This is a genomic window from Brevibacillus borstelensis (assembly GCF_037834415.1).
Lineage (GTDB): Bacteria > Bacillota > Bacilli > Brevibacillales > Brevibacillaceae > Brevibacillus > Brevibacillus borstelensis_A.
Genome location: NZ_JAUMSJ010000013.1, coordinates 25,688 through 45,072, shown reverse-complemented (window position 1 = coordinate 45,072; position 19,385 = coordinate 25,688). Strand labels below are relative to the sequence as shown.

Below are 19,385 nucleotides of genomic sequence, written 5' to 3'. Positions count from 1 at the left end.
CTGCGGAAGCGGGTCGAAGGCTTGTTTTCTTTGTTCATTGTTCACCGTTCATTTATCATTGTTAATTGTTTTGTTCTATACTTTCTTCGCTTCCTCCGTCTGGGCCTTGGCATCCTCCGAGACTGCTTCGGCGGCCTGCTCGGCTTCGATCGATTCGTCTGATTTGGCTTTCACCGGGAGGACGCTGATGACGACTTCCATCTCGTCCAATCCCAGGTCGATTGTCGGGGGAATATCGATGTCTTTTGCAAGGATGACGTCCCCGATCTGCAGGCCGTCGACATTGACTGTGAACGACTCGGGGATGTCGCCGGGGAGGCAGGATACTTCTACGCTGTGGCGCACCAGGGTAGCGACGCCCAGCTCGGGATCTCCCGTCATCAGAATCGGTACGCTTGTATGGACCTTTTCATTCATGTTGATTTGCTTGAAGTCGGCGTGCAAAATGTTGCCCATTACCGGATGGCGCTGAAGCTCGTAAACCATGACTGTATGCTGATTTCCATTGATCACCAGTTGAAACGGTTTGTTTGTCGTCTGCTGGCGAAGGGCTTGGTCCAGGACACGTCCTTCTACCTGTATCGACAGGTTGGGGGTATTCGAACCGTACATGACTGCAGGTACCCATCCTTTCCGCCGCAGTTCATTGTTCGTCTTCGCGGTCTCTCCCTTGCGACGGATCATCGCCTGAATGGCTTCCACAAAAAAACCTCCTCTGGCAGCTAGTTTAGAAGTTTCTTCCTTCTAGCTTGTCCAGTGGAGGTCTTTTCCATCCCCTATTGGAATTCAAAGCCTGCGTCTCGCGGCTTTCCTAGTCAAATAGCTTGCTTACGGAAAGTTCTTCGTGAACGCGGATAATCGCTTCCCCGATGATAGGCGCGACCGACAGGACCTTGATTTTGTCAATCAGCTGATCCTGGGTCAACGGAATCGAATTGGTGACGACCAGCTCGCTGATCTTGGAGTTGGCAATGCGGTCGATAGCCGGGCCGGACAGGACCGGATGCGTGCAGCACGCGTAAACGTCCTTGGCCCCGGCCTCGATCAAGGCATTGGCCGCCAGCGTAATCGTACCGGCCGTGTCGATGATGTCATCGATGATGATCGCCGTTCTGCCTTCGATGTTGCCGACAATGTTCATAACTTCCGCGACGTTTGGTTCCGGGCGGCGTTTGTCAATAATCGCGATCGGCGCCTCCAGACGCTCTGCCAGTCTGCGGGCACGCGTTACGCCGCCATGGTCAGGGGAGACGACGACAATGTCCTTCAGCCCCTTCTCGGAGAAATACTTGCCCAAAATAGGTACACCCAGCAAATGATCAACCGGAATATCAAAAAATCCCTGGATCTGGGTCGCATGCAAATCCATTGTGATGACGCGATGAGCGCCAGCGGTTTCGATCAGATTCGCAACCAGCTTGGCTGTAATCGGATCGCGGGCACGCGCTTTGCGATCTTGGCGAGCGTAGCCGTAGTACGGAATGACCACGTTGATGCTCTTCGCCGAAGCGCGCTTCAGAGCATCCACCATGACCAAAAGCTCCATCAAATGTTCGTTTACGGGAGCAGATGTCGGCTGAATGACGAATACATCACAACCCCGAACACTTTCGTTCAATTTGATTTGACACTCGCCGTCACTGAAGCGAATCGCTTCCGCATTGCCCAGAGGAACGCCGATATGCTCGGCAATCTCCTTGGCCAGCTCTCGATTTGCATTACACGTAAATACCTTCAGTTTGGGGTCGCGGTAATTAGCCATTATCTTTCAAGAACCTCCCGTTTAATCCTTTTTGCCTTTTCGCGGCAATTTGTTCGCGTATCCTGGTTTGTTTACCTGACGCTCGCGGGCGATCGCCAGCGCGTCATCCGGCACATCCTGGTTGATCGTCGAGCCGGCTGCGACATATGCGTTTTTGCCTACGGTCACCGGCGCTACCAGATTGGTATTGCATCCGATAAAGGAGCCGTCCTGCACGATGGTCTTGTGTTTGACAGCGCCGTCGTAGTTTACCGTGATTGTCCCGCAGCCAATGTTGACACCCTCGCCAATTTCCGCGTCACCTACATAGCTGAGATGAGGTATCTTGGTCCCTTTACCGATCTTTGCGTTTTTCAATTCGACAAAATCACCGATTTTCGTCTGAGGGCCAATTTCTGTTCCCGGCCGTACATAAGCGAACGGCCCGACAGTAGACTGCTCCTCCACCCGGGCGTCCACCAGAACGGAGTACGAAATGGTGACGCCGTCAGCGACTGTGGTATTGCTCAGGTCAGCTTGCGGACCGATGACGCAGTCGCTGCCGATGGTTGTCCCTCTGCGCAGATACGTACCGGGCTGGAGAATCGTATCGGACCCGATCGTCACATCCGCCTCAATGTACGTAGACAGAGGATCAATGATAGAAACGCCATTTTTCATGTGGCGAACGGCGATCCGTTTGCGCATGTACGCTTCCGCTTCCGACAACTGTGCACGGTCGTTTACCCCCATCGTTTCATCGGGGTCCGCCGCTTCGAAGGCAACGACCTTTTCGCCGGCTTCACGCAGAATACCAATGCAATCTGTCACATAGTATTCTCCTTGCACGTTATCATTTTTCACTTGCGCCAGCGCGTTCCACAATTTTTGGTTGTCAAAACAGTATATTCCCGTATTAATCTCTTTGATTGCCCGAACCTCGTTCGACGCATCCTTGTGTTCGACGATTTCCATAACTTCCCCGGAATCGTTGCGGACAATACGCCCATAACCGGTTGGATCCGGAAGAACAGCGGTCAATACAGTAGCGGCTGCCTTCTGGTCTTCATGGAAATGCAAAAGAGCGGTCAACGTTTCCTCCGACAACAGAGGCACGTCCCCGTACAAAATAAACGTAGTTCCTTCTTTTACCTGTAAAAACGATGCTGCTTGCTGCACAGCATGCGCCGTTCCCAACTGTTCCTTCTGCAATGCGTATGCGACACGATCGCCCAAAGTAGCTTGAACGGTGTCGGCACCGTGACCAACGACGACAACGACATCCTCCACCCGCATGGAAGCCAGTGTATCCACTACGTGCTGGACCATCGGCTTTCCGCAAACAGGGTGCAGAACCTTGTACAGCTTCGATTTCATCCGTGTTCCCTGGCCTGCTGCCAGTACCACGGCATGGATCTTAGACATGTCAACCCTCCAGCGTAGAAGTTCCACAATGACTATATCTTAAATCATATAAGGATTTCAAGATAATAGGCGCAGTATTCTATTTTCGTAACAAATCAACGACTTGCTTTCGCCGCGTTTGACGCCTGTTTCCACCTATCTTATGATGGAAAGGGAAAAGTTGACAAATGAATCGGCAAGGAGGACGGATGCGATGAGTGCCGGCGTATACATCTTGACAGGCTACCTGGGCAGCGGAAAAACAACGCTTCTGCAAAAGCTGCTAGCCTATCTGCGAAAGCGAAGAGGACAGGTCGTCGTGCTGATGAATGAAATGGGCGAAGTCGATATCGACGGGGAACAGCTGCAAGGCTATGGATTTCCCGTCAAAAAACTTCTGGACGGCTGCATCTGCTGCTCCATTCAGGGCGAGCTGACAGAAGGACTCCAGGAGATTCTCTCTACGATCAACCCTGACCATATCCTGATCGAAACAACCGGGGTCGCCGATCCGGTAGACGTCGTAGACGCGCTCACGCACCCCGAGCTTTACGACAATTTGGAGCTCAAAGGCATCGTCAGTGTCGTGGACGCTTCCCGCTTCCGGGACCTGAACTCCCGCTTCCAATCAAAGAGCTCTCTCGTCAAAACGATTCGCAACCAGGTGAAATACGCTGACTTGCTTCTATTAAATAAAAGCGACCTGGTCGCACCGGATGCTCTGGAAAAGGTAAAGGCAAAGATAGCCGAACTAAACCCTCATGCCCCCATTCACGTCACGATCCAGGGGGATATGGACCTGAATCAATTGCTGCAGGTAAAGAGAATTGCCGAAAAGATCGCTTCCGAACGTGACGACGACCGGACAAAAGGACCGGTCCTGCAAAAAAGCATAGGAAAAATGTCTGCACTCGAAAGGGTCAAGCAGTCGCTTGGGCTGACATCTTCCGAGCCCTCTTTGTACAATAGCATAGAAACATTTTCCTATCGGTTTACCCGGCCTGTAGATGCAGAAAAATTCGAAGATTTCCTTTGGGACCTGCCGAAAAATGTGTACCGCGCAAAAGGCTATGTGCTGTTTGCAGGGCGGGATGAGCTGATTTCCTTTCAGCATACAGACAACCAGGTTCACTTGTTTCCCTTTGCGAACCATGGACCGAAAATGGTAGCCGTCTTCATCGGCGAGGGATTGGACAAGGAACAAATCATCCGCGATCTAAAGGCTTGCTATCCATAAAACAAGGCACCCTGTCATAGGACGGGGTGCCTGTTTTTTCGCATTTACGCGCCTGCTTCGATCGTGTTCTCTTCTTCCTGACCTACACGCTCGTACTCATTCAGTACTGCTGCTTGGATCTTTTCGCGTGTCGCCGAGGAAATCGGATGAGCAATGTCGCGGAATTCCCCATCAGGGGTGCGCTTGCTCGGCATTGCTACGAACATGCCATTGTTTCCGTCAATTACACGGATATCATGAACCACGAATTCATGGTCGATGGTAATGGATGCAATGGCTTTCATACGACCATCCGTATTCACGCGGCGAAGTCTGACGTCTGTTACTTCCATCTAGTTCACTCCCTTTATCTATAAAAAGCGTTTAGGAGTATTTCCACGCACTGGGTAAATATTCCTGCTGCGTTTACCGAAATTTTGCAAAAAAAACTATAATTTTATCCAGCATACTCCAATTACTAGCAAAAAACAAGCCCGACACGCGAGTTGTGTCGGGCTGTTGTTGATTGATAAACGTCTTTTTTGTCCGTTATTCTCCCAGATACGCGACGACTTCGATCTCCACCTGCACATCCCGCGGAAGCCTTGCCACTTCTACTGTGGAGCGGGCAGGCTTGTGGTCTCCGAAATATTCGGCGTACACTTCATTCAGGCGTCCGAATTCATTCATATCCTTGATAAACACCGTTGCCTTGACTACGTCGGAAAGCGTCAGCCCCGCTTCTGCCAAAACGCCTTTGATGTTGGCGAAAACCTGATGAGCCTGCTCCACGATGCCGCCTTCCACCAGGGTTCCATCCGGACGAAGCGGGATCTGACCGGAGGCAAACAGGAAAGCTCCTGCCTTTGCCGCTTGACTGTAAGGCCCGATCGCTGCCGGAGCCTGGATTGTCGACACAAAAGAGATTGCCATGCCCTTCTACTCCTCTCTATTTTTGAAAATAACTGCCCAATTCAAGCTCGATCTGCTTGCCTTTGATGTCTACTTCCTGAAGCTTCGCCAGAGAGACGTACTCATCTACGAGCCTCTCCGATACGTCCGCTGTCTCGACAAGGACACCGCAGCCAACAACCGTTGCCCGGAACTCCTGCAGGAGATCGATCATGCCGCGAACCGTTCCTCCCGCCTTCATAAAGTCGTCCACGATCAATACGCGCGACTGCTCAGGCAAGGCGCGGCGGGCCAGCGACATCGTTTGAATCCGCTTGCTGGAACCGGATACATAATTGATGCTCACAACCGAACCCTCTGTCACCTTGTTGTCTCTTCGGACGATGACGACCGGCACATTCAAATAGACTGCCGTCGCATAAGCGAGCGGAATCCCCTTCGTCTCAACGGTCATGACCAATTCCACGTTTTTGTCCGCGAAAGCGGAAGCAAACAGCTTGCCGATCTTCGACATGGTCGCGGGATCGCCGAGAATATCTGACATGTACAAGTATCCGCCGGGCAAGAGCCTTTCCGGATTGCCCAAGTGGCCGATTAAATTGTGCATGAAGGCAAGCGCATCGTCCGTCTTGACCTTGGGAATATACTTTACTCCGCCAGCCGCACCCGCCACTGTTGTCAATACGCCCACACCCTGGCTCTCAAACGCTTCTTTAATGATCGACAGGTCCTCACTGATGGACGATTTCGCGGCTCCGTACTGTTCGGCAAACACGGTAAGCGGAATCAACTTGTGGGGCTCGGCAAGCAAGTGCTGCGTCATATCCACAAGACGGGCACTTCTGCGCAATTTCTTCATGTTTCTTCCTCCAAAAAACCGAATATTATGGTGCTAATGTATCATTTCCATACGTGTTTGCGCAAGCATTTCCCCTCTCGGAAACACCCAACATACGGGCCACAAACACATCTTTTACAAATCCGCGCAAGGCATTGTAAATGCGATGCACTTTTGCTTCCTTTTGGACAAGGGCGAAAACGGTAGGGCCGCTGCCTGACATCAAGACTCCGTCGGCTCCGGACGCCTCCATCAAATCCTTGATTTGCCGTACCTGCGGGTGCACGTTCAAGGTCACTTCTTCCAGCACATTGCCCAGCGAGCGGCACATCAAGGAAAATTTCTGTTCTTCTATAGCGCGCAGCATGCTTTCCGTAGACGGATGGCACCCAATCCCGTTTACGCGCAAATTCCCGTACACATCTGCCGTAGAAACGCCGATGGGCGGTTTCGCCAGGATGACCCAGCAAGGGGGTGGCGGCGCCAGATGCGTAATCTGTTCTCCGCGCCCTCGGGCCAGCGCCGTCCCGCCATACACGCAAAACGGTACGTCTGAGCCAATCTCCGCTCCCACCTCAGCCAGCTCGTCCAGGCCAAGTCCCAAATTCCAGAGCAGGTTCAGTCCTCTGAGCGTTGCCGCGGCATCGCTGCTTCCTCCTGCAAGCCCGGCAGCGACGGGTATGTGTTTATCTATGTACAAATGCGCCCCGCGGGGCACCTGATAGCGTTCCTGCAGCAATACCGCTGCCTTGTAAGCGTGATTGCGAATGTCATCCGGTACAAAGCTGGCCGAACAATCCAGCGAAATACGGCCGTCATCGCGCAAGGTCAGATCAACCCGGTCCGCCAAGTCTACTGTCGTCATCACCATTTCCACTTCGTGATAGCCGTCAGGGCGTTTGGCCAATACATCAAGAGTAAGATTAATTTTGGCGGGCGCTTTGACCGAGATACGCACGTTGTTCACCTCTGCCTACGATCTGTTTTCCTAGTCTCTTATTGTAGCACAGGGGGATTCAGCCTTGCCAGTAGAGGCGAAAATAACCAAACTATTCGCACCAAACATAGCGAGGCAAAAAACGGTCTCGATTGCGCCGATAAAATGCGGCATGAGAAAAGCCGGGGAGATCCCCGGCCTTCCCAGTCAACGAGTGTTTGTGGTATTTTGCTTCGCCAGCGCTTCTTCGGCAATCTGAATGGCGCGTTTCACCAAATTTCCGGCGTCACGCGTCGTGATGCCGCCCCAGCCCTCGGTTTTCACTGTATCGTAAAACCCCAGTTCCTTGGCCAGCTCCAGCTTGAACTCATCAGACATAATGCCTCGTCTGCGTCCCATAACACCCTCCCTTTCTCGTTGACAGACTTAGTATGCACGGCGGAGAACAAAAAAAACAATAGAGCCGAAAGCAGGCTCTATTGTTGAACAAATGTAATGCGAATGTGCTCATTCTCTCTGCAGACAGTCAACTCAACGGTTTCCGTCAAGATGTCGGCATAGCTGTATGAAACTCGTTCGAACAATTGATCGTCATCAAGCTTTACTACGAATACTGATGGGTACGTTTCTTCGAGGATGCCCGTCCGCTCGACGGTCTTGCGTCGACCGCCATTGGCCTTTAGTAGGATGCGTTCGCCAATGTGCCCGTCTAAACTGCGCTTAATGTCAAGTAACGCGTTTCTTGCCATTGTTCCATCCACCTCGCTTGATCCCATTATAACAGCATACGCTTATTTTGTCAAAGAAATAAAAAATTATAGCAATCAGGCCGAGTTTTTGTCAACGGCCTTTTTTTCGATAAATACGTTGATATTTGTCGATTTTATTTACATTCCCAATATAGCCGCAAAAATCCCCTGCTTTTGCTAATTTCTCGCAAGGAGCAGGGGATTTTGAACGGTTATTTTCCCAGAAATTGGCGTCGAATCACCTCGTTTGCGAGGCTGGCGTATTCACCAATCGACAATGTTTCGCCTCGCCGGCCGGGGTCGATCGCCAGGTCGCTTAGCATCTGTATTACTTCGTCTTTTCGCTGTTTATCAAACAGCCCGCTCATCAAATTGTTCAGCAGCGTTTTGCGGCGCTGGGCAAAGCTTGCCCGAACGAGACGAAAGAAGAGAGCCTCATCCTCGACCTTTACCGGAGGACGGTCCCGAATTTTCAATTTGATCACAGCGGAGTCTACATTCGGACGCGGAATAAAGACTGTGGCCGGCACAATCATCGCCACTTCCGTCTCCGCGTAGAATTGGGCGGCCACGCTCAGCGAGCCGTAATCCTTGCTTCCCGGCTTCGCCGCAATTCGCTCAGCCACTTCCTTTTGAATCATGACCACGATGTTCTCCAGCGGCAGTCTGCTCTCCAAGAGCTTCATCAGTATCGCCGTGGTCACGTAGTAGGGAAGGTTGGCGACTACGCTCACCTTTTCATATCCAGCCAGCTTGTCCCGAACCAGAGCGGCGAGATCCAGCTCCAGCACATCTCCGTGCACGACCTCCACGTTGTCATAGGGAGCCAGCGTGTCTTCAAGAATCGGCAGCAGCCGCTGGTCGATCTCGATGGCGACGACCCGTCCCGCCGCTCTCCCCAGCTGCTCCGTCAGCGCGCCGATTCCCGGGCCGATCTCGATGGCAGCCTTGGACCTGTCCAGCTCCGCTGCGTCCACGATGTTGTGGAGGATATTCGTGTCGATCAGAAAGTTTTGGCCCAGACTCTTTTTAAAAGAGAAGCCGTATTTCTCCAGGACCTCTTTCGTTCTGGTCGGTGTTGCAATATCCTTCCCCGAGACGTTCATCGCGACTTCTCCTCCTCTCGTTCTATTGCTTCCATCGCCTTGAGAAATTCCTCGCGGCTTATCTGAAACGCGTTGAGACGGGAGAGCATCTGCTTGGCATTGGCGTAGCCGATACCGAGACTCTCTCCCAGCTTGATGCGCCGCTCTTTGGAATCTGCCCCTGAGGTGAGTCTGTAGGCCAGCATGTCGTCCGCCGTGATCTCTCCCGCACTTTCCGCCATCTCGGTCCTGACGTCTTGCAGCGCGCGGATAATCGTCTCTACGGACGCGTTTTCCACGCCGATATCGTCTTTCTTTGTTCCGTCCGCTTGCGTGATAAAGGCATGCTTGCAGCCAGGTACCGCCTTGCTGATGATTTTGCGAATCCGCTCGCCCTGGTAGTCGGGGTCTGTAAAGATAATGACGCCGCGCTTGGTTTGAGCCAGGCGGATTTTTTCAATCGTTTTTTGATTGATGGCAGACCCGCCTGTTTCAATCGTATCTGCGTTGACTGCCCGCTTGATGGCAGCCGTGTCGTCTCGTCCTTCCACGACAATGACTTCCTTGATCTTCATGTCGATGCTCCCGCTTTCATAAAAGTGTCGGAAACGACAGTTTTGAGGATGCTCAAAACAGTTATAGTTTGCGCCAAAAAATCAGTAATTCCTTGCATTTTTGGGTGAAACATTTACGGCTCGCTTCCGTCTTACTTAATAACACAGCTTAACACAACCTCACCGGATTGGAAAACTCGGCTGCGCTGGCTTGCAACCGAATCTCTGCTTGAATAGAAGCGACCGGCTCGACGAAAATAAAGAAGACAGGAGCATGGCTCCTGTCCTATGGCTTGTGCGGCCCGATAATATAGACAGTTCGGTTTCGCTTGCGTCCAAACTGAACCGCGTCCGCCTCGGTCCCGACGAAAACGTCGATCTTCGCGCCTTTGATCGCTCCACCGACGTCTTCTGCACGACGGTATCCGATGCCGTCAATAAACACCCACCACCCGAGCGGAACGACTTTTGGGTCAACCGCGATCGTGTGCCCTGCTTTTGCCTTCACGCCCGTAGCTGTACGCCCGTAGCCTGGCGAGCTTGGATGTTTGCCTCCACCTGCCGGTGAATAGGCGGTCAAAGTAACCCCGTTCAGGACCTGTTTTGGCCGGAACACTTTTCCGCCCCGGGAGACCATCCCCGCTGCGGACGCTACGACTCGATTTGATTTGTCGTCAATTTGAACAGCAACGGCTGTTCCTACCGCTACAATTCGATCTTTCTTTGGTGTGATTACATCTCGCTTGATCAGCTTACGGGAGACTTCTTTCCCGTTCTCCGTGATCACTTTGTAATGGCCGATGGCTTTCCCTTCTTGACCTTCTTGCATGACGCGCGTCGTCCCTTTTTCCAATACGGGATCGTTTTTGCGCAGCTCCTGGAAGGCCAAGCGCTCTTCTTGCTGCATGACTTTCTCTTCCACGCGAGTAATGACGATGGTCGTCTCCTTCGAAAGCGATTCGGAAAGAGACGGTTTTACCCGGTCCTGCTTGCCTAACGCGATGCCCGCCTCCTGCAGAGCGCCGGCTACATCGCGCTTCAGCGTTTTTACTACTTTTGTCTGCCCGTCCACCTGGACCGGAATCGTCCAGCGTGTATGTAAGGTAATGGTTGTTCCGTTTTTTATTTTGGTGTGAATGTCTGGTTGTAGTAGATCATCTTCCGTTACCGTGATGTTTCGTTCTGCCAAAAACTGTTCGACGGTCGAGGCTTTCGTCCCCACTTGACGGGTCTTTCCATCCATCGAAAACGTAACCTGTTTTGGCTGGGTTGCTTGGGCAGAGAAATAGCCAATCATGGGAACGAGCACCAGAGCCAGGCTGCCGAGAACGACAATCGCCCGGTTCTTTTGCCTTTCCCACACCGTGCGTAACTCCATTTCCCACACTCCTTTTTTGCTGAAAAGCGTAAAGCTTTTCGAGTCTAGCCAGGCAAGGGTTGATGAAATCGCACCAATATTTTGGAAATTGGCCAGTTCTGAACAAGGTCGGATTTGATTGTATTCTACTTTTTTCTCTTTGTCAAACTCCCCCTGCCGGACTGAGGATTTGATTGCTACCAGCCTAGCATTAACCGTTTGGCGAATGGAAGCGGGTTTCTGTCGAGGGTGCATGTCGATTCGGAATGAATCGTTCGACACATTACTTTTATGCTTATGCAGGATGTCCTTTGGAAGAACCTGTTTTTTGGCGCCTGTCCAGCGAAAAACGGCTCCGGCCTCTACCGCCCTGGCAGGGGCACTTGTTTTTGCCGTCCTGCTTTTTCATGCTACCAAAAAAAACGAGCTTGCCCACTCCAAGGGACAAGCTCGTTTTTTTCAATCCAGCCGGAACAGTCTCCGCGCATTCTCGGCAGTCTGTCTGGCCATCTCTTCGTACGTCACGCCGTGGATGTTGGCCATCTCTTCGCAGACAAAGCGGACATAGCCCGATTCGTTCCGCTTTCCGCGGAACGGATGCGGCGTCAGATACGGGCAATCCGTTTCGATCAGCAGGCGGTCAAGCGGTACTTTGGCCGCCACTTCCTTTGGCTGCTTCGCGTTTTTAAACGTGAGCGGACCGCCAAAGGAGATGTAGAAGTTCATATCAAGCGCCATTTTCGCCGTTTCCCAACTGCCGGAGAAGCAGTGCATGATGCCGCCGACCTCAGCCGCCTTTTCCTCTCTCAGGATCGTGATGACATCCTGGTGAGCGTCGCGATTGTGGATGATGATCGGCAGGTTCACCTTGCGGGCCAAGCGGATTTGCTTGCGGAACACCTCCGCCTGAACGTCCTTGGGAGAAGTGTCCCAATAGTAGTCCAGCCCCATTTCCCCGAGTCCTAGCACTTTCGGATGGCGGCTCAGCTCCTCCAGCCATTCCAAGTGTTCGTCAGTCATGTCCTTGGCATCCTGCGGGTGCCAGCCCACGACCGCATAAATGAAGTCGTGCTGCTCAGCCAGCTGGAGACAGGTGGGAATCGTTTCGGCGTTGAATCCGATGTTGACGATGGTGCTTACGCCGTTTTCACGAGCGCGTGCGATCACCTCTTCGCGATCCTCGTCGAATTCCGGGGCGTTGAGGTGCGCGTGTGTTTCAAATAACACGTGAGCGTCCTCCCTTTCCTTATTTCACGATGGCTCCGTTTGGCATGCTCGGGTCTACAGTCGCCAGCGTCAGCTGATCCCCGACGGAAGCCGCCAGAATCATGCCCTGGGACATTTCCCCGCGCAGCTTGACCGGTTTGAGATTGGCCACGAGTATGACTTTTTTCCCAACCATTTCTTCCGGTGTATAGTACTTGGCGATGCCGGAGACAACCTGCCGTTTTTCGTAGCCCAGATCCAACTGGAGAACCAGTAGCTTGTCGGCGTTTGGATGCTTTGCGCATTCGATTACCTGAGCCACGCGCAGCTCCACTTTGGCAAAGTCATCGATGCCGATCTCTTCTTTTGCGTCGGCCGGTTTTTCTGCGGCTTGGGCCTCGGTTTGGTTTGTTGCTTCGCTCACGGTTGTATCTCCTTTCAATTCGTCCTGCTTCTTCTTGTTTTCTTCTGCCTGGCGGCGGGCTTCTGCTGTCGACTCATCGATGAAGGCCAGCTCGGCCTGTACATCCAGGCGCGGGAACAGAAGCTCCTTGCGGCTGACTTTGCTTCCAGCCGGAAGTCCTCCCCACACGCCAGCCGACTCCCAGCTGCACGCTTCCGGTTTGTCGAGAATGCCCAGTTGGTCCCAAATCTTCGCCGGCGTCTTGGTCATGTACGGCTGGATGAGGATGGAGCAAATCCGGATGCTTTCCACCAGGTTGTACATGACTGTCGCCAGTCGTCCCTTGCTCTCGTCAGACTTGGCCAGATTCCACGGCATGGTCTCGTCAATGTATTTGTTGGCCCGTCCGACCAATTCCCAGATGTGGGCGAGAGCGTTGCTGAAGCGCATTTCATCCATATGCTCTTCCACCAGCGCTTTGGTTCTGGTCGCGAGGCTGATCAGGCTGTCGTCGGGCTCTCCCTTGTCCTGTGGGGCGGGAACGACGCCGTCGAAGTATTTCTCAATCATTGTCGCCGTGCGGCTGAGCAGATTTCCGATGTCATTGGCCAAATCGTAGTTCAGTCGCTGGACAAAGCTTTCCGGTGTAAAGACGCCGTCCTGTCCAAATTGGATCTCGCGGAGCAGGAAGTAGCGAACGCCGTCCGAACCGTAGCGATCGATCAGGAGCTTCGGATCGATTACATTCCCTTTGGATTTGGACATTTTGCCATCAGGCATCAGCAGCCAGCCGTGGCCGAACACTTTTTTCGGCAGCGGCTGGTCGAGCGCCATCAGCAGGATCGGCCAATAGATGGTGTGGAAACGGAGAATGTCTTTTCCAACCAAATGCACGTCGGCCGGCCAGTAGCGCAAGTATTTGCTGTCGTCATCGGACAGATAGCCGAGCGCGGAAATGTAGTTGGTCAATGCGTCAATCCAGACGTAAATGACGTGCTTCGGATCGCTTGGAACCTTGATCCCCCAGTCAAATGTGCTGCGGGAGACACTCAGATCCTGCAGACCCGGCTTGAGGAAGTTGTTGATCATCTCGTTGCGGCGCGTTTCCGGCTGGATGAAATCAGGGTTGGCTTCGATGTGCTGCAGCAGTCTGTCCTGATACTTGGACAGGCGGAAGAAGTAGTTCTGCTCCTTCACCTTTTTGACTTCCCGTCCACAGTCCGGGCAAAAGTATCCTTTCTCTGTCTTGCATTGTGTCTCTGTCCAAAACGCCTCATCCGGTACACAGTAAAAGCCCTCGTACTCTCCCAGGTAGATGTCCCCCTGGTCAAGCAGTCGCTGGAAAATCTTCTGGACCACGTCTTTGTGGCGCGGCTGCGTGGTGCGAATGAAGTCGTCATAGGAAATATCCAATTTTTCCCATAAGTCCCGAATCCAGTCGACGATCGGATCGATGAATTCCAACGGCTGCTTGCCGTCTTGGGCCGCTCTTTCCTGCAGCTTTTGCCCGTGCTCGTCCGTGCCCGTCAGGTAGTAGACGTCATAACCGCGCAGTCTTTTGTAGCGGGCCATGGCATCCGCCGCGATCGTCGTATAGGCGTTTCCGATGTGCAGCTTGTTGCTAGGGTAATAGATCGGCGTCGTAATGTAATACGTCGGTTTCATGAGACAAGTACCCTCCTTGATAAAATAGTAAAAGCCCGCCCCGGATTGGGACGAGCTTTGCTCTCGTGGTACCACCCAAATGCTCCGCCTTCTCGCGAATGGCGGACTTGGCAAGTCAAATTATTGACTTCACCTGTAACGCAGGCTTGCGTCACGAACTACTTGATGCCTTGGGGGCTGTTCATCCGTGAAACTCAGGGTCCATGTTCGGCTTGGTCGCTTATACCGGTTCGCAGCTCCCCCGGCTCTCTGCCATAAGTTTGCAAGCCTACTCTTCCCGTCATGGTCGATCATTTATTCAGCATGCTTCTATACTATTCTATTGTACACATTGGGTTTTGTTTGTAAACCATCGCCTGGCAATAATCGCCCATGCGGTTCTCTCGACAAGTTGCAACAGCTTGTCGAACAACAAATGGATTACCTCACATTTTGTCGAATAATATCACGAGCATTCGACATTAACTGACTCTTTTCCCTCCCAAAAATCCCAGTTAGTTTTTTCCATGAAGCAAGGCATATATATAACAAACACATGTAATTGATGCTACTGTATGGATTTTCAATGCCAAAAACACATTTGTCTTCAATTAAATGTAAAATGAATGTTGACACCTTTGGGAATCGCTGGTATGATGAAAACACCGGAAATTGTCGAATATTGACGACTATAAATCCGTTTCAAACAATAAACGACATTTTGAAACATCTTGAGAGGAGAGTCTAGACATGATGAAATCTACAGGTATTGTTAGAAAAGTGGACGAGCTGGGTCGCGTCGTGATTCCAATTGAATTGCGCCGCACTTTGGGGATTGCTGAAAAGGATGCGCTGGAAATTTACGTGGACGGCGAGCGCATTATTTTGAAGAAGTACGAGCCTGCCTGTATCTTCTGCGGCAACGCTGATCGTGTATCCCACTTCAAAGGCAAAATCGTTTGCCAGGATTGTCTGTCTGAGATGCCTGCCGTTAAACGCTAGGCCCTCCTTTTGGAAAACAAGCATCTATTTTGATTCCTTCATAAAAAAGAGGCTGGCCTTCTGGACCAGTCTCTTTTTGCTTGCCTGACGGCTAGAGCGGCATTTCCCGGTGATACTCGTTGTATACGTCCCTCTTTGACACTCCCCTGTCATCTGCCGCTTGCTTGATCGCTTCCTTCTTGCTAAAGCCCTGCTCACAATATCGGTCCACGTGCTCAACCACACTAACCTGCATCCACCAAAGCTCTTCATCGGGATTTTTTTCGACCTGCCCGGTGAATCCCTCAACGACCAGACAGTATTCTCCGCGCGCTTCACCGTCTCGAACATGCCGGATCAGCTCATCCAGCGTTCCGCGGGCAAACTCCTCGTAGCGCTTGGTCAGCTCTCTGGCCAGAACCGCACGCCTGTCTCCCCACTCTTCCCGGATCGCTTCCAATGTCCTTGCGATCCGATGCGGCGCTTCGTAAAACAGCAGCGTTTCCGGATAAAATTTGAGCCGCGCCAGTTCTTTTCGACGATCCTTGTTTTCCCGCGGCAAAAATCCGCAAAACACAAACCGGTCCGTAGGCAGACCGGACGCGATCAGCGCTGTCAACGCCGCATTCGCCCCGGGCACTGGCACGACCGGATATCCTGCCTCTACGGCATCCCTGACCAGATCAGCCCCCGGGTCGGAAATGGCAGGCAGCCCGGCGTCGCTGACCAAGGCGATTCGCTTGCCCTCAGCCAGCCACTGCAGCAGCCCGCTCCCGCTCGCTTCTTTGTTGTGTTCGTGGTAGCTCACTGTTCGCTTCTCGATCTGAAAGTGAGTGAGCAGCTTTCTGGTCTGGCGGGTATCCTCGCAGGCAATCACATCCACGGCGCGGAGTGTTTCCAGGCAGCGGACGGAGATGTCGTCGAGATTGCCAATCGGTGTCGCTACCAGGTACAGCACGCCCGTCTTTTCATCTGCAAAGCTTCGCTGGATGTTCATTCACATCCTCCCTTCGCTTGACTAATAAGCGCTTCTTTCTGGAGGCGGGAAAGCCGCTTGATCGCTTCCTCCCGTTTCAGCCCCCACGAACGATCCGCTCCTTCTTCCATATACATCAGCTCGACAGGGCCCCTTCCTCGCGTATATTTCGCTCCTTTTCCCTCGTTGTGCTCGCGGATTCTCCTTTCGAGCTCGGTTGTATAACCGGTGTAGTACGAGCCGTCCGCACAGCGCAGGATATAGACGAAGTGGCTTTTATGAGAGGGAATCGCGTTTTCCAAAGTAGATCTCCTGAAGTTCTTCACAGTATTCCTCCCCGTTCTCGTAAACAATCAGCGGGGGCTGGATGCGAAGCTCCGGTTTGCCGTTTCTGATTCCCTCGATCAACACCATATTGGGCTCGGCATCTCGTCTCGGATATACGAGACGCATCCGTTTCGGCTCGATTCCGTACTGGCGCATCAAGGTGACGATGTCGATCAGACGGGTAGACCGATGAACCAACGCCAATTTTCCGCCATTTTTCAGCAGCTGGCTTCCCACCCGGATCACATCCTCCAGGGATAACCGGATCTCATGGCGGGCAATCGCAAAATGCTCGCTCAGGTTGTGCTCTCCGCTTCCCGCCGGCATGTACGGCGGATTGCACGTGATCAAGTCAAATTTTCCGTAGCCGAACAACTGGACCGCTTCTTTGACGTCGCCGTGATGCATGGTCAGCCGATCGTCCAGGCTGTTTAATCGGACGTTGCGGCTGGCCATGTCGTACAGGCGAGGCTGAAGCTCGATTCCCTCAAATACTGCCTCGGGGGAGCGAGTCGTCATGATCAACGGAATCGCGCCGTTGCCGGTACAAAGGTCCAGCACTCTGCCGCGCTTGGGCACGGAAGCAAATCGTGCGAGCAGCACAGCATCCATCGAGAAACAAAACACCTCATAGCTTTGAATGATTTTCATTTCGTGAGTCAGCAGGTCATCGATCCGCTCCGACTCGTAAAGCGGCACATTTTTCCCCGAATCCATTCGTCGCTTTCTACTCCTTTGCTTTGCAAACCACGTCTTTTGCGCATACAGGTCTGAAAAAGCGACCTGCCATTTGGGCCCAGGTCGCTTTCCTTCCTTGTTCAGTTCGATCGTATTGCTTCCTTATTTCTGTACGCCGCTGAGGAAAGAGAGGCAGAACAAGCAGTCCCCTTCCTTGCGCAAGCTGCCGAAATGCACATTGCAGATATGAAACCCTTCCGCATACAAACGCGCTAGATTATCGTATCCTTCTCCGACTACTTTCTTCTTGGCCTCTTCGGTTTTGACCTGCTCGGACCGTTTTTGCTTCGGTGCGGGTGTGGTCGTCTTTTTGTCCAGTCGGTTGCGAAGGTGCTGGTTTTCAACGAGTAATTGGGCGTTCTCCTCCATCAAGACGACGATGACGTCCTTTAATTCGCCGATTTCTTGATACAGATCGCCGATACGTTCCTCGATACTGGCCATCTTGACGAAGATTTCCCGTTTGTCCACTTGCTCACCTCATCCCCGCTACCTGTTCTTTTTCTATCGACTACTCAAACGTGGGCTGCCCCACGACGATCTCATCCAACGCAAATTCCATGATCCGTTTGTTTTCCGAAAGCTCCACTTGCATCGAATGGTCCAGGATGTTCAAGGACACCACCCGTCCTGCGCCCATCGGCGTCGTGACCGAGGCTCCGATATCAGGCATCTCGTCGCGCGTGCTTTCATAATTATCATTTTCATATTTCAGACAGCACATCAGCCGTCCGCACAGCCCGGAGATCTTCGCCGGATTCAAAGAAAGGTTCTGATCCTTGGCCATCTTGATCGAAACGGGCTCGAAGTCGCCCAAAAAGGTGGAGCAGCAGAGAAGCCGTCCACAAGGTCCAATCCCGCCGAGCATCTTGGCTTCGTCACGAACGCCGATCTGGCGAAGCTCGATGCGCGTACGAAAGACGGAAGCCAAATCCTTGACCAGCTCGCGGAAATCGACTCGGCCATCCGCTGTGAAATAAAAGATGATTTTGTTGCGGTCAAAGGTGTACTCCACGTCGACCAGCTTCATCTCCAGCTTGTGTTCCTTGATTTTCGTCTGGCAGACGGAAAACGCGTTTTTGGCGGCCTGCTTGTTTTCTTCGACCTGCTTCGCATCCCGGTCATCTGCCATCCGGATGACTTTTTTCAACGGCAGAACCACGTCCGAGTCAGCCACTTGCTTGCGGCCGATCACAACCTTGCCGTATTCCACCCCTCTCGCCGTCTCGACGATCACGGAAGAATCCCGCTCGATCGGCAGCTGGTCAGGGTCAAAGTAATATATTTTGCCCGCTTTTTTAAAGCGGACACCTACAACCTCGTACAAGGTTATCCCTCCTGGATTTGAAGAACCAACCGCTCAAGGGCCAACTGTGCGTTGGCGTTTCGCTCTATCCGATTTTTCGTTTCCATGACCAGATCGATCCCATGCAAGAGCTCAGCTTTTGTCCATATCAAGGCTTGTCCTTGCAGCACATCCTGTTGGTCGCTGTTGATGAGATGGGCATGTCTGTCTACTTGCACATACAGGATATCGCGCAGCCAAAGGATGAGCAAATCCAAAAAGAGGGGCAGTTCCTCCTTTAATTTGTCGCTCTTTTGCAACATATCGTGAATGGTATAGAGTGCTGAGGAGTTGTGCTGTTTGCATTCCTGCACCAATTGTATCATTACATTTCTTAGCTGTGCAAACCATTCTGCTTGACTGAGCGCACGGGCTTCTTCCAAATTTGACGTAATGTGGGACGCAATCCTGGCCATCCCTGCGGAGACGCCCTCCAAGACCAGTTTTTCGGCGATCGCTTCGGCAGAAAGTGGAGAGAAGTGAATGATTTGACAGCGTGACAGGATGGTAGGCAAAATGGCGTGATTATGCTCTGTCAAAAGCATGGCGATCACACCGGCAGGGGGTTCCTCCAAAAATTTGAGCAGACTGTTGGCTGCCTGCGTCGTCATTTTGTCTACATGCTCAAGAATGTACACCTTGTGAATGGATTCTACGGCACGCATGGCCATTTCCTTTTGCAGATGGCGGATTTGATCGATCTTGATGGAGGCTCCATCCGGCGTAATGACCGTAATATCCGGATGATTTCCGGCATCAATGCGTCTGCATGAGAGACAGGCCCCGCAGGCATCCGCCTCTTTCTCTTGACAAAAGAGGGATTTCGCCAGATGCAGGGCCATCTGTTTTTTTCCTGCGCCCTTGGGACCGGTAAACAGGTAGGCGTGTGCCAGCCGGTCATTGCGCAGGCTATGATGGAGCAGTTCAGCCGCCCGGGGCTGCTGCGAAAATGTTGTCCACGTCATGGTTTTC

At 52.5% G+C, this 19,385-nt stretch carries 22 protein-coding genes and 1 other annotated feature; of the genes, 2 read left to right on the top strand and 20 right to left on the bottom strand.

Features of this window, described 5'->3' with window-relative positions; genetic code table 11:
• Positions 1-75 precede the first annotated feature (75 nt).
• The 3 genes from Q3F21_RS12795 to glmU form a co-directional block, all read right to left on the bottom strand.
• Entirely contained in the window at positions 76-702 is a 627-nt protein-coding gene (locus Q3F21_RS12795; protein WP_340253094.1) for a 50S ribosomal protein L25, read from the bottom strand.
• A gap of 109 nt (positions 703-811) precedes the next feature.
• Complete coding sequence (locus tag Q3F21_RS12790; RefSeq protein ID WP_340253092.1) at positions 812-1,762, bottom strand: ribose-phosphate diphosphokinase; 951 nt, start codon at positions 1,760-1,762, stop codon at positions 812-814.
• A 21-nt stretch (positions 1,763-1,783) separates the two neighbouring features.
• The gene (gene glmU, locus Q3F21_RS12785) at positions 1,784-3,166 is read right to left on the bottom strand and encodes a bifunctional UDP-N-acetylglucosamine diphosphorylase/glucosamine-1-phosphate N-acetyltransferase GlmU (RefSeq protein WP_340253090.1); all 1,383 of its coding nucleotides are present in this window, start codon (positions 3,164-3,166) and stop codon (positions 1,784-1,786) included.
• Between the two features lie 193 nt (positions 3,167-3,359).
• Here glmU and Q3F21_RS12780 point away from each other — a divergent pair, with 193 nt between their 5' ends.
• Positions 3,360-4,382: a CobW family GTP-binding protein gene (locus Q3F21_RS12780; RefSeq protein ID WP_340253088.1), complete on the top strand. Its 1,023-nt coding sequence runs from the start codon at positions 3,360-3,362 to the stop codon at positions 4,380-4,382.
• Between the two features lie 44 nt (positions 4,383-4,426).
• On the opposite strand, the gene spoVG is transcribed toward Q3F21_RS12780, so the two are convergent.
• The 11 genes from spoVG to metG all read right to left on the bottom strand — a co-directional run bounded on the left by spoVG (position 4,427) and on the right by metG (position 14,067).
• A complete protein-coding gene (gene spoVG / locus Q3F21_RS12775; protein WP_251872986.1) occupies positions 4,427-4,714 on the bottom strand; it encodes a septation regulator SpoVG in 288 nt (95 codons plus the stop codon).
• 196 nt (positions 4,715-4,910) lie between these two features.
• Positions 4,911-5,294: a Rid family detoxifying hydrolase gene (locus Q3F21_RS12770; protein WP_340253082.1), complete on the bottom strand. Its 384-nt coding sequence runs from the start codon at positions 5,292-5,294 to the stop codon at positions 4,911-4,913.
• A gap of 16 nt (positions 5,295-5,310) precedes the next feature.
• Positions 5,311-6,132 carry a pur operon repressor gene (purR, locus tag Q3F21_RS12765; protein ID WP_340253080.1) on the bottom strand — a complete coding sequence of 274 codons (822 nt, stop codon included), beginning with the start codon at positions 6,130-6,132 and terminating at the stop codon, positions 5,311-5,313.
• 25 nt (positions 6,133-6,157) lie between these two features.
• Entirely contained in the window at positions 6,158-7,069 is a 912-nt protein-coding gene (gene ispE, locus Q3F21_RS12760) for a 4-(cytidine 5'-diphospho)-2-C-methyl-D-erythritol kinase (protein WP_340253078.1), read from the bottom strand.
• 186 nt (positions 7,070-7,255) lie between these two features.
• Entirely contained in the window at positions 7,256-7,447 is a 192-nt protein-coding gene (locus tag Q3F21_RS12755) for a small, acid-soluble spore protein, alpha/beta type (protein WP_340253076.1), read from the bottom strand.
• 77 nt (positions 7,448-7,524) lie between these two features.
• Positions 7,525-7,797: a biofilm formation stimulator Veg gene (gene veg / locus Q3F21_RS12750; RefSeq protein ID WP_003390218.1), complete on the bottom strand. Its 273-nt coding sequence runs from the start codon at positions 7,795-7,797 to the stop codon at positions 7,525-7,527.
• Positions 7,798-8,009: 212 nt separating this feature from the next.
• Complete coding sequence (gene rsmA / locus Q3F21_RS12745) at positions 8,010-8,903, bottom strand: 16S rRNA (adenine(1518)-N(6)/adenine(1519)-N(6))-dimethyltransferase RsmA (protein WP_340253074.1); 894 nt, start codon at positions 8,901-8,903, stop codon at positions 8,010-8,012.
• Positions 8,900-9,457, bottom strand: coding sequence for a ribonuclease M5 (gene rnmV, locus Q3F21_RS12740; RefSeq protein WP_340253072.1), 558 nt, complete (start codon positions 9,455-9,457; stop codon positions 8,900-8,902). Before rnmV ends, rsmA begins: the two co-directional genes overlap by 4 nt.
• 265 nt (positions 9,458-9,722) lie before the next feature.
• On the bottom strand, positions 9,723-10,814 hold the full coding sequence (locus tag Q3F21_RS12735) for a ubiquitin-like domain-containing protein (protein ID WP_340253070.1): 1,092 nt from the start codon (positions 10,812-10,814) through the stop codon (positions 9,723-9,725).
• A gap of 438 nt (positions 10,815-11,252) precedes the next feature.
• Positions 11,253-12,020, bottom strand: a complete 768-nt coding sequence (locus tag Q3F21_RS12730; RefSeq protein WP_340253068.1) for a TatD family hydrolase — start codon at positions 12,018-12,020, stop codon at positions 11,253-11,255.
• Positions 12,021-12,039: 19 nt separating this feature from the next.
• Positions 12,040-14,067, bottom strand: a complete 2,028-nt coding sequence (gene metG / locus Q3F21_RS12725; RefSeq protein WP_340253066.1) for a methionine--tRNA ligase — start codon at positions 14,065-14,067, stop codon at positions 12,040-12,042.
• A gap of 43 nt (positions 14,068-14,110) precedes the next feature.
• Positions 14,111-14,360 (bottom strand) — a binding site (T-box leader).
• A gap of 436 nt (positions 14,361-14,796) precedes the next feature.
• Here metG and Q3F21_RS12720 point away from each other — a divergent pair.
• Positions 14,797-15,048 (top strand): AbrB/MazE/SpoVT family DNA-binding domain-containing protein, encoded by a 252-nt coding sequence (locus Q3F21_RS12720; RefSeq protein ID WP_003390211.1) that lies wholly within the window; start codon positions 14,797-14,799, stop codon positions 15,046-15,048.
• 91 nt (positions 15,049-15,139) lie between these two features.
• On the opposite strand, the gene rsmI is transcribed toward Q3F21_RS12720, so the two are convergent.
• The 6 genes from rsmI to holB all read right to left on the bottom strand — a co-directional run bounded on the left by rsmI (position 15,140) and on the right by holB (position 19,378).
• The gene (gene rsmI, locus Q3F21_RS12715; protein ID WP_340253064.1) at positions 15,140-16,024 is read right to left on the bottom strand and encodes a 16S rRNA (cytidine(1402)-2'-O)-methyltransferase; all 885 of its coding nucleotides are present in this window, start codon (positions 16,022-16,024) and stop codon (positions 15,140-15,142) included.
• Positions 16,021-16,305: a GIY-YIG nuclease family protein gene (locus Q3F21_RS12710; protein WP_340253062.1), complete on the bottom strand. Its 285-nt coding sequence runs from the start codon at positions 16,303-16,305 to the stop codon at positions 16,021-16,023. The genes rsmI and Q3F21_RS12710 overlap by 4 nt, the downstream gene beginning before the upstream one ends.
• Positions 16,280-17,047 carry a tRNA1(Val) (adenine(37)-N6)-methyltransferase gene (locus Q3F21_RS12705; RefSeq protein WP_340253060.1) on the bottom strand — a complete coding sequence of 256 codons (768 nt, stop codon included), beginning with the start codon at positions 17,045-17,047 and terminating at the stop codon, positions 16,280-16,282. The genes Q3F21_RS12710 and Q3F21_RS12705 overlap by 26 nt, the downstream gene beginning before the upstream one ends.
• 123 nt (positions 17,048-17,170) lie before the next feature.
• Positions 17,171-17,539: a DNA replication initiation control protein YabA gene (yabA, locus tag Q3F21_RS12700; protein WP_340253058.1), complete on the bottom strand. Its 369-nt coding sequence runs from the start codon at positions 17,537-17,539 to the stop codon at positions 17,171-17,173.
• A gap of 40 nt (positions 17,540-17,579) precedes the next feature.
• Positions 17,580-18,395, bottom strand: a complete 816-nt coding sequence (locus tag Q3F21_RS12695) for a regulatory iron-sulfur-containing complex subunit RicT (protein WP_340253056.1) — start codon at positions 18,393-18,395, stop codon at positions 17,580-17,582.
• A 2-nt stretch (positions 18,396-18,397) separates the two neighbouring features.
• Positions 18,398-19,378 (bottom strand): DNA polymerase III subunit delta', encoded by a 981-nt coding sequence (gene holB, locus Q3F21_RS12690; protein WP_340253054.1) that lies wholly within the window; start codon positions 19,376-19,378, stop codon positions 18,398-18,400.
• Positions 19,379-19,385 lie beyond the last annotated feature (7 nt).

What these genes read in the sequence shown, in the direction of transcription:
- Q3F21_RS12735 (WP_340253070.1), bottom strand. Translation starts at nt 10,814, where the DNA reads ATGGAGTTACGCACGGTGTGGGAAAGGCAAAAGAACCGGGCGATTGTC.
- Q3F21_RS12705 (WP_340253060.1), bottom strand. Translation starts at nt 17,047, where the DNA reads ATGGATTCGGGGAAAAATGTGCCGCTTTACGAGTCGGAGCGGATCGAT.
- metG (WP_340253066.1), bottom strand. Translation starts at nt 14,067, where the DNA reads ATGAAACCGACGTATTACATTACGACGCCGATCTATTACCCTAGCAAC.
- veg (WP_003390218.1), bottom strand. Translation starts at nt 7,797, where the DNA reads ATGGCAAGAAACGCGTTACTTGACATTAAGCGCAGTTTAGACGGGCAC.
- Q3F21_RS12790 (WP_340253092.1), bottom strand. Translation starts at nt 1,762, where the DNA reads ATGGCTAATTACCGCGACCCCAAACTGAAGGTATTTACGTGTAATGCA.
- Q3F21_RS12720 (WP_003390211.1), top strand. Translation starts at nt 14,797, where the DNA reads ATGATGAAATCTACAGGTATTGTTAGAAAAGTGGACGAGCTGGGTCGC.
- rnmV (WP_340253072.1), bottom strand. Translation starts at nt 9,457, where the DNA reads ATGAAGATCAAGGAAGTCATTGTCGTGGAAGGACGAGACGACACGGCT.
- holB (WP_340253054.1), bottom strand. Translation starts at nt 19,378, where the DNA reads ATGACGTGGACAACATTTTCGCAGCAGCCCCGGGCGGCTGAACTGCTC.
- purR (WP_340253080.1), bottom strand. Translation starts at nt 6,132, where the DNA reads ATGAAGAAATTGCGCAGAAGTGCCCGTCTTGTGGATATGACGCAGCAC.
- Q3F21_RS12770 (WP_340253082.1), bottom strand. Translation starts at nt 5,294, where the DNA reads ATGGCAATCTCTTTTGTGTCGACAATCCAGGCTCCGGCAGCGATCGGG.
- spoVG (WP_251872986.1), bottom strand. Translation starts at nt 4,714, where the DNA reads ATGGAAGTAACAGACGTCAGACTTCGCCGCGTGAATACGGATGGTCGT.
- rsmI (WP_340253064.1), bottom strand. Translation starts at nt 16,024, where the DNA reads ATGAACATCCAGCGAAGCTTTGCAGATGAAAAGACGGGCGTGCTGTAC.
- Q3F21_RS12780 (WP_340253088.1), top strand. Translation starts at nt 3,360, where the DNA reads ATGAGTGCCGGCGTATACATCTTGACAGGCTACCTGGGCAGCGGAAAA.
- glmU (WP_340253090.1), bottom strand. Translation starts at nt 3,166, where the DNA reads ATGTCTAAGATCCATGCCGTGGTACTGGCAGCAGGCCAGGGAACACGG.
- rsmA (WP_340253074.1), bottom strand. Translation starts at nt 8,903, where the DNA reads ATGAACGTCTCGGGGAAGGATATTGCAACACCGACCAGAACGAAAGAG.
- Q3F21_RS12755 (WP_340253076.1), bottom strand. Translation starts at nt 7,447, where the DNA reads ATGGGACGCAGACGAGGCATTATGTCTGATGAGTTCAAGCTGGAGCTG.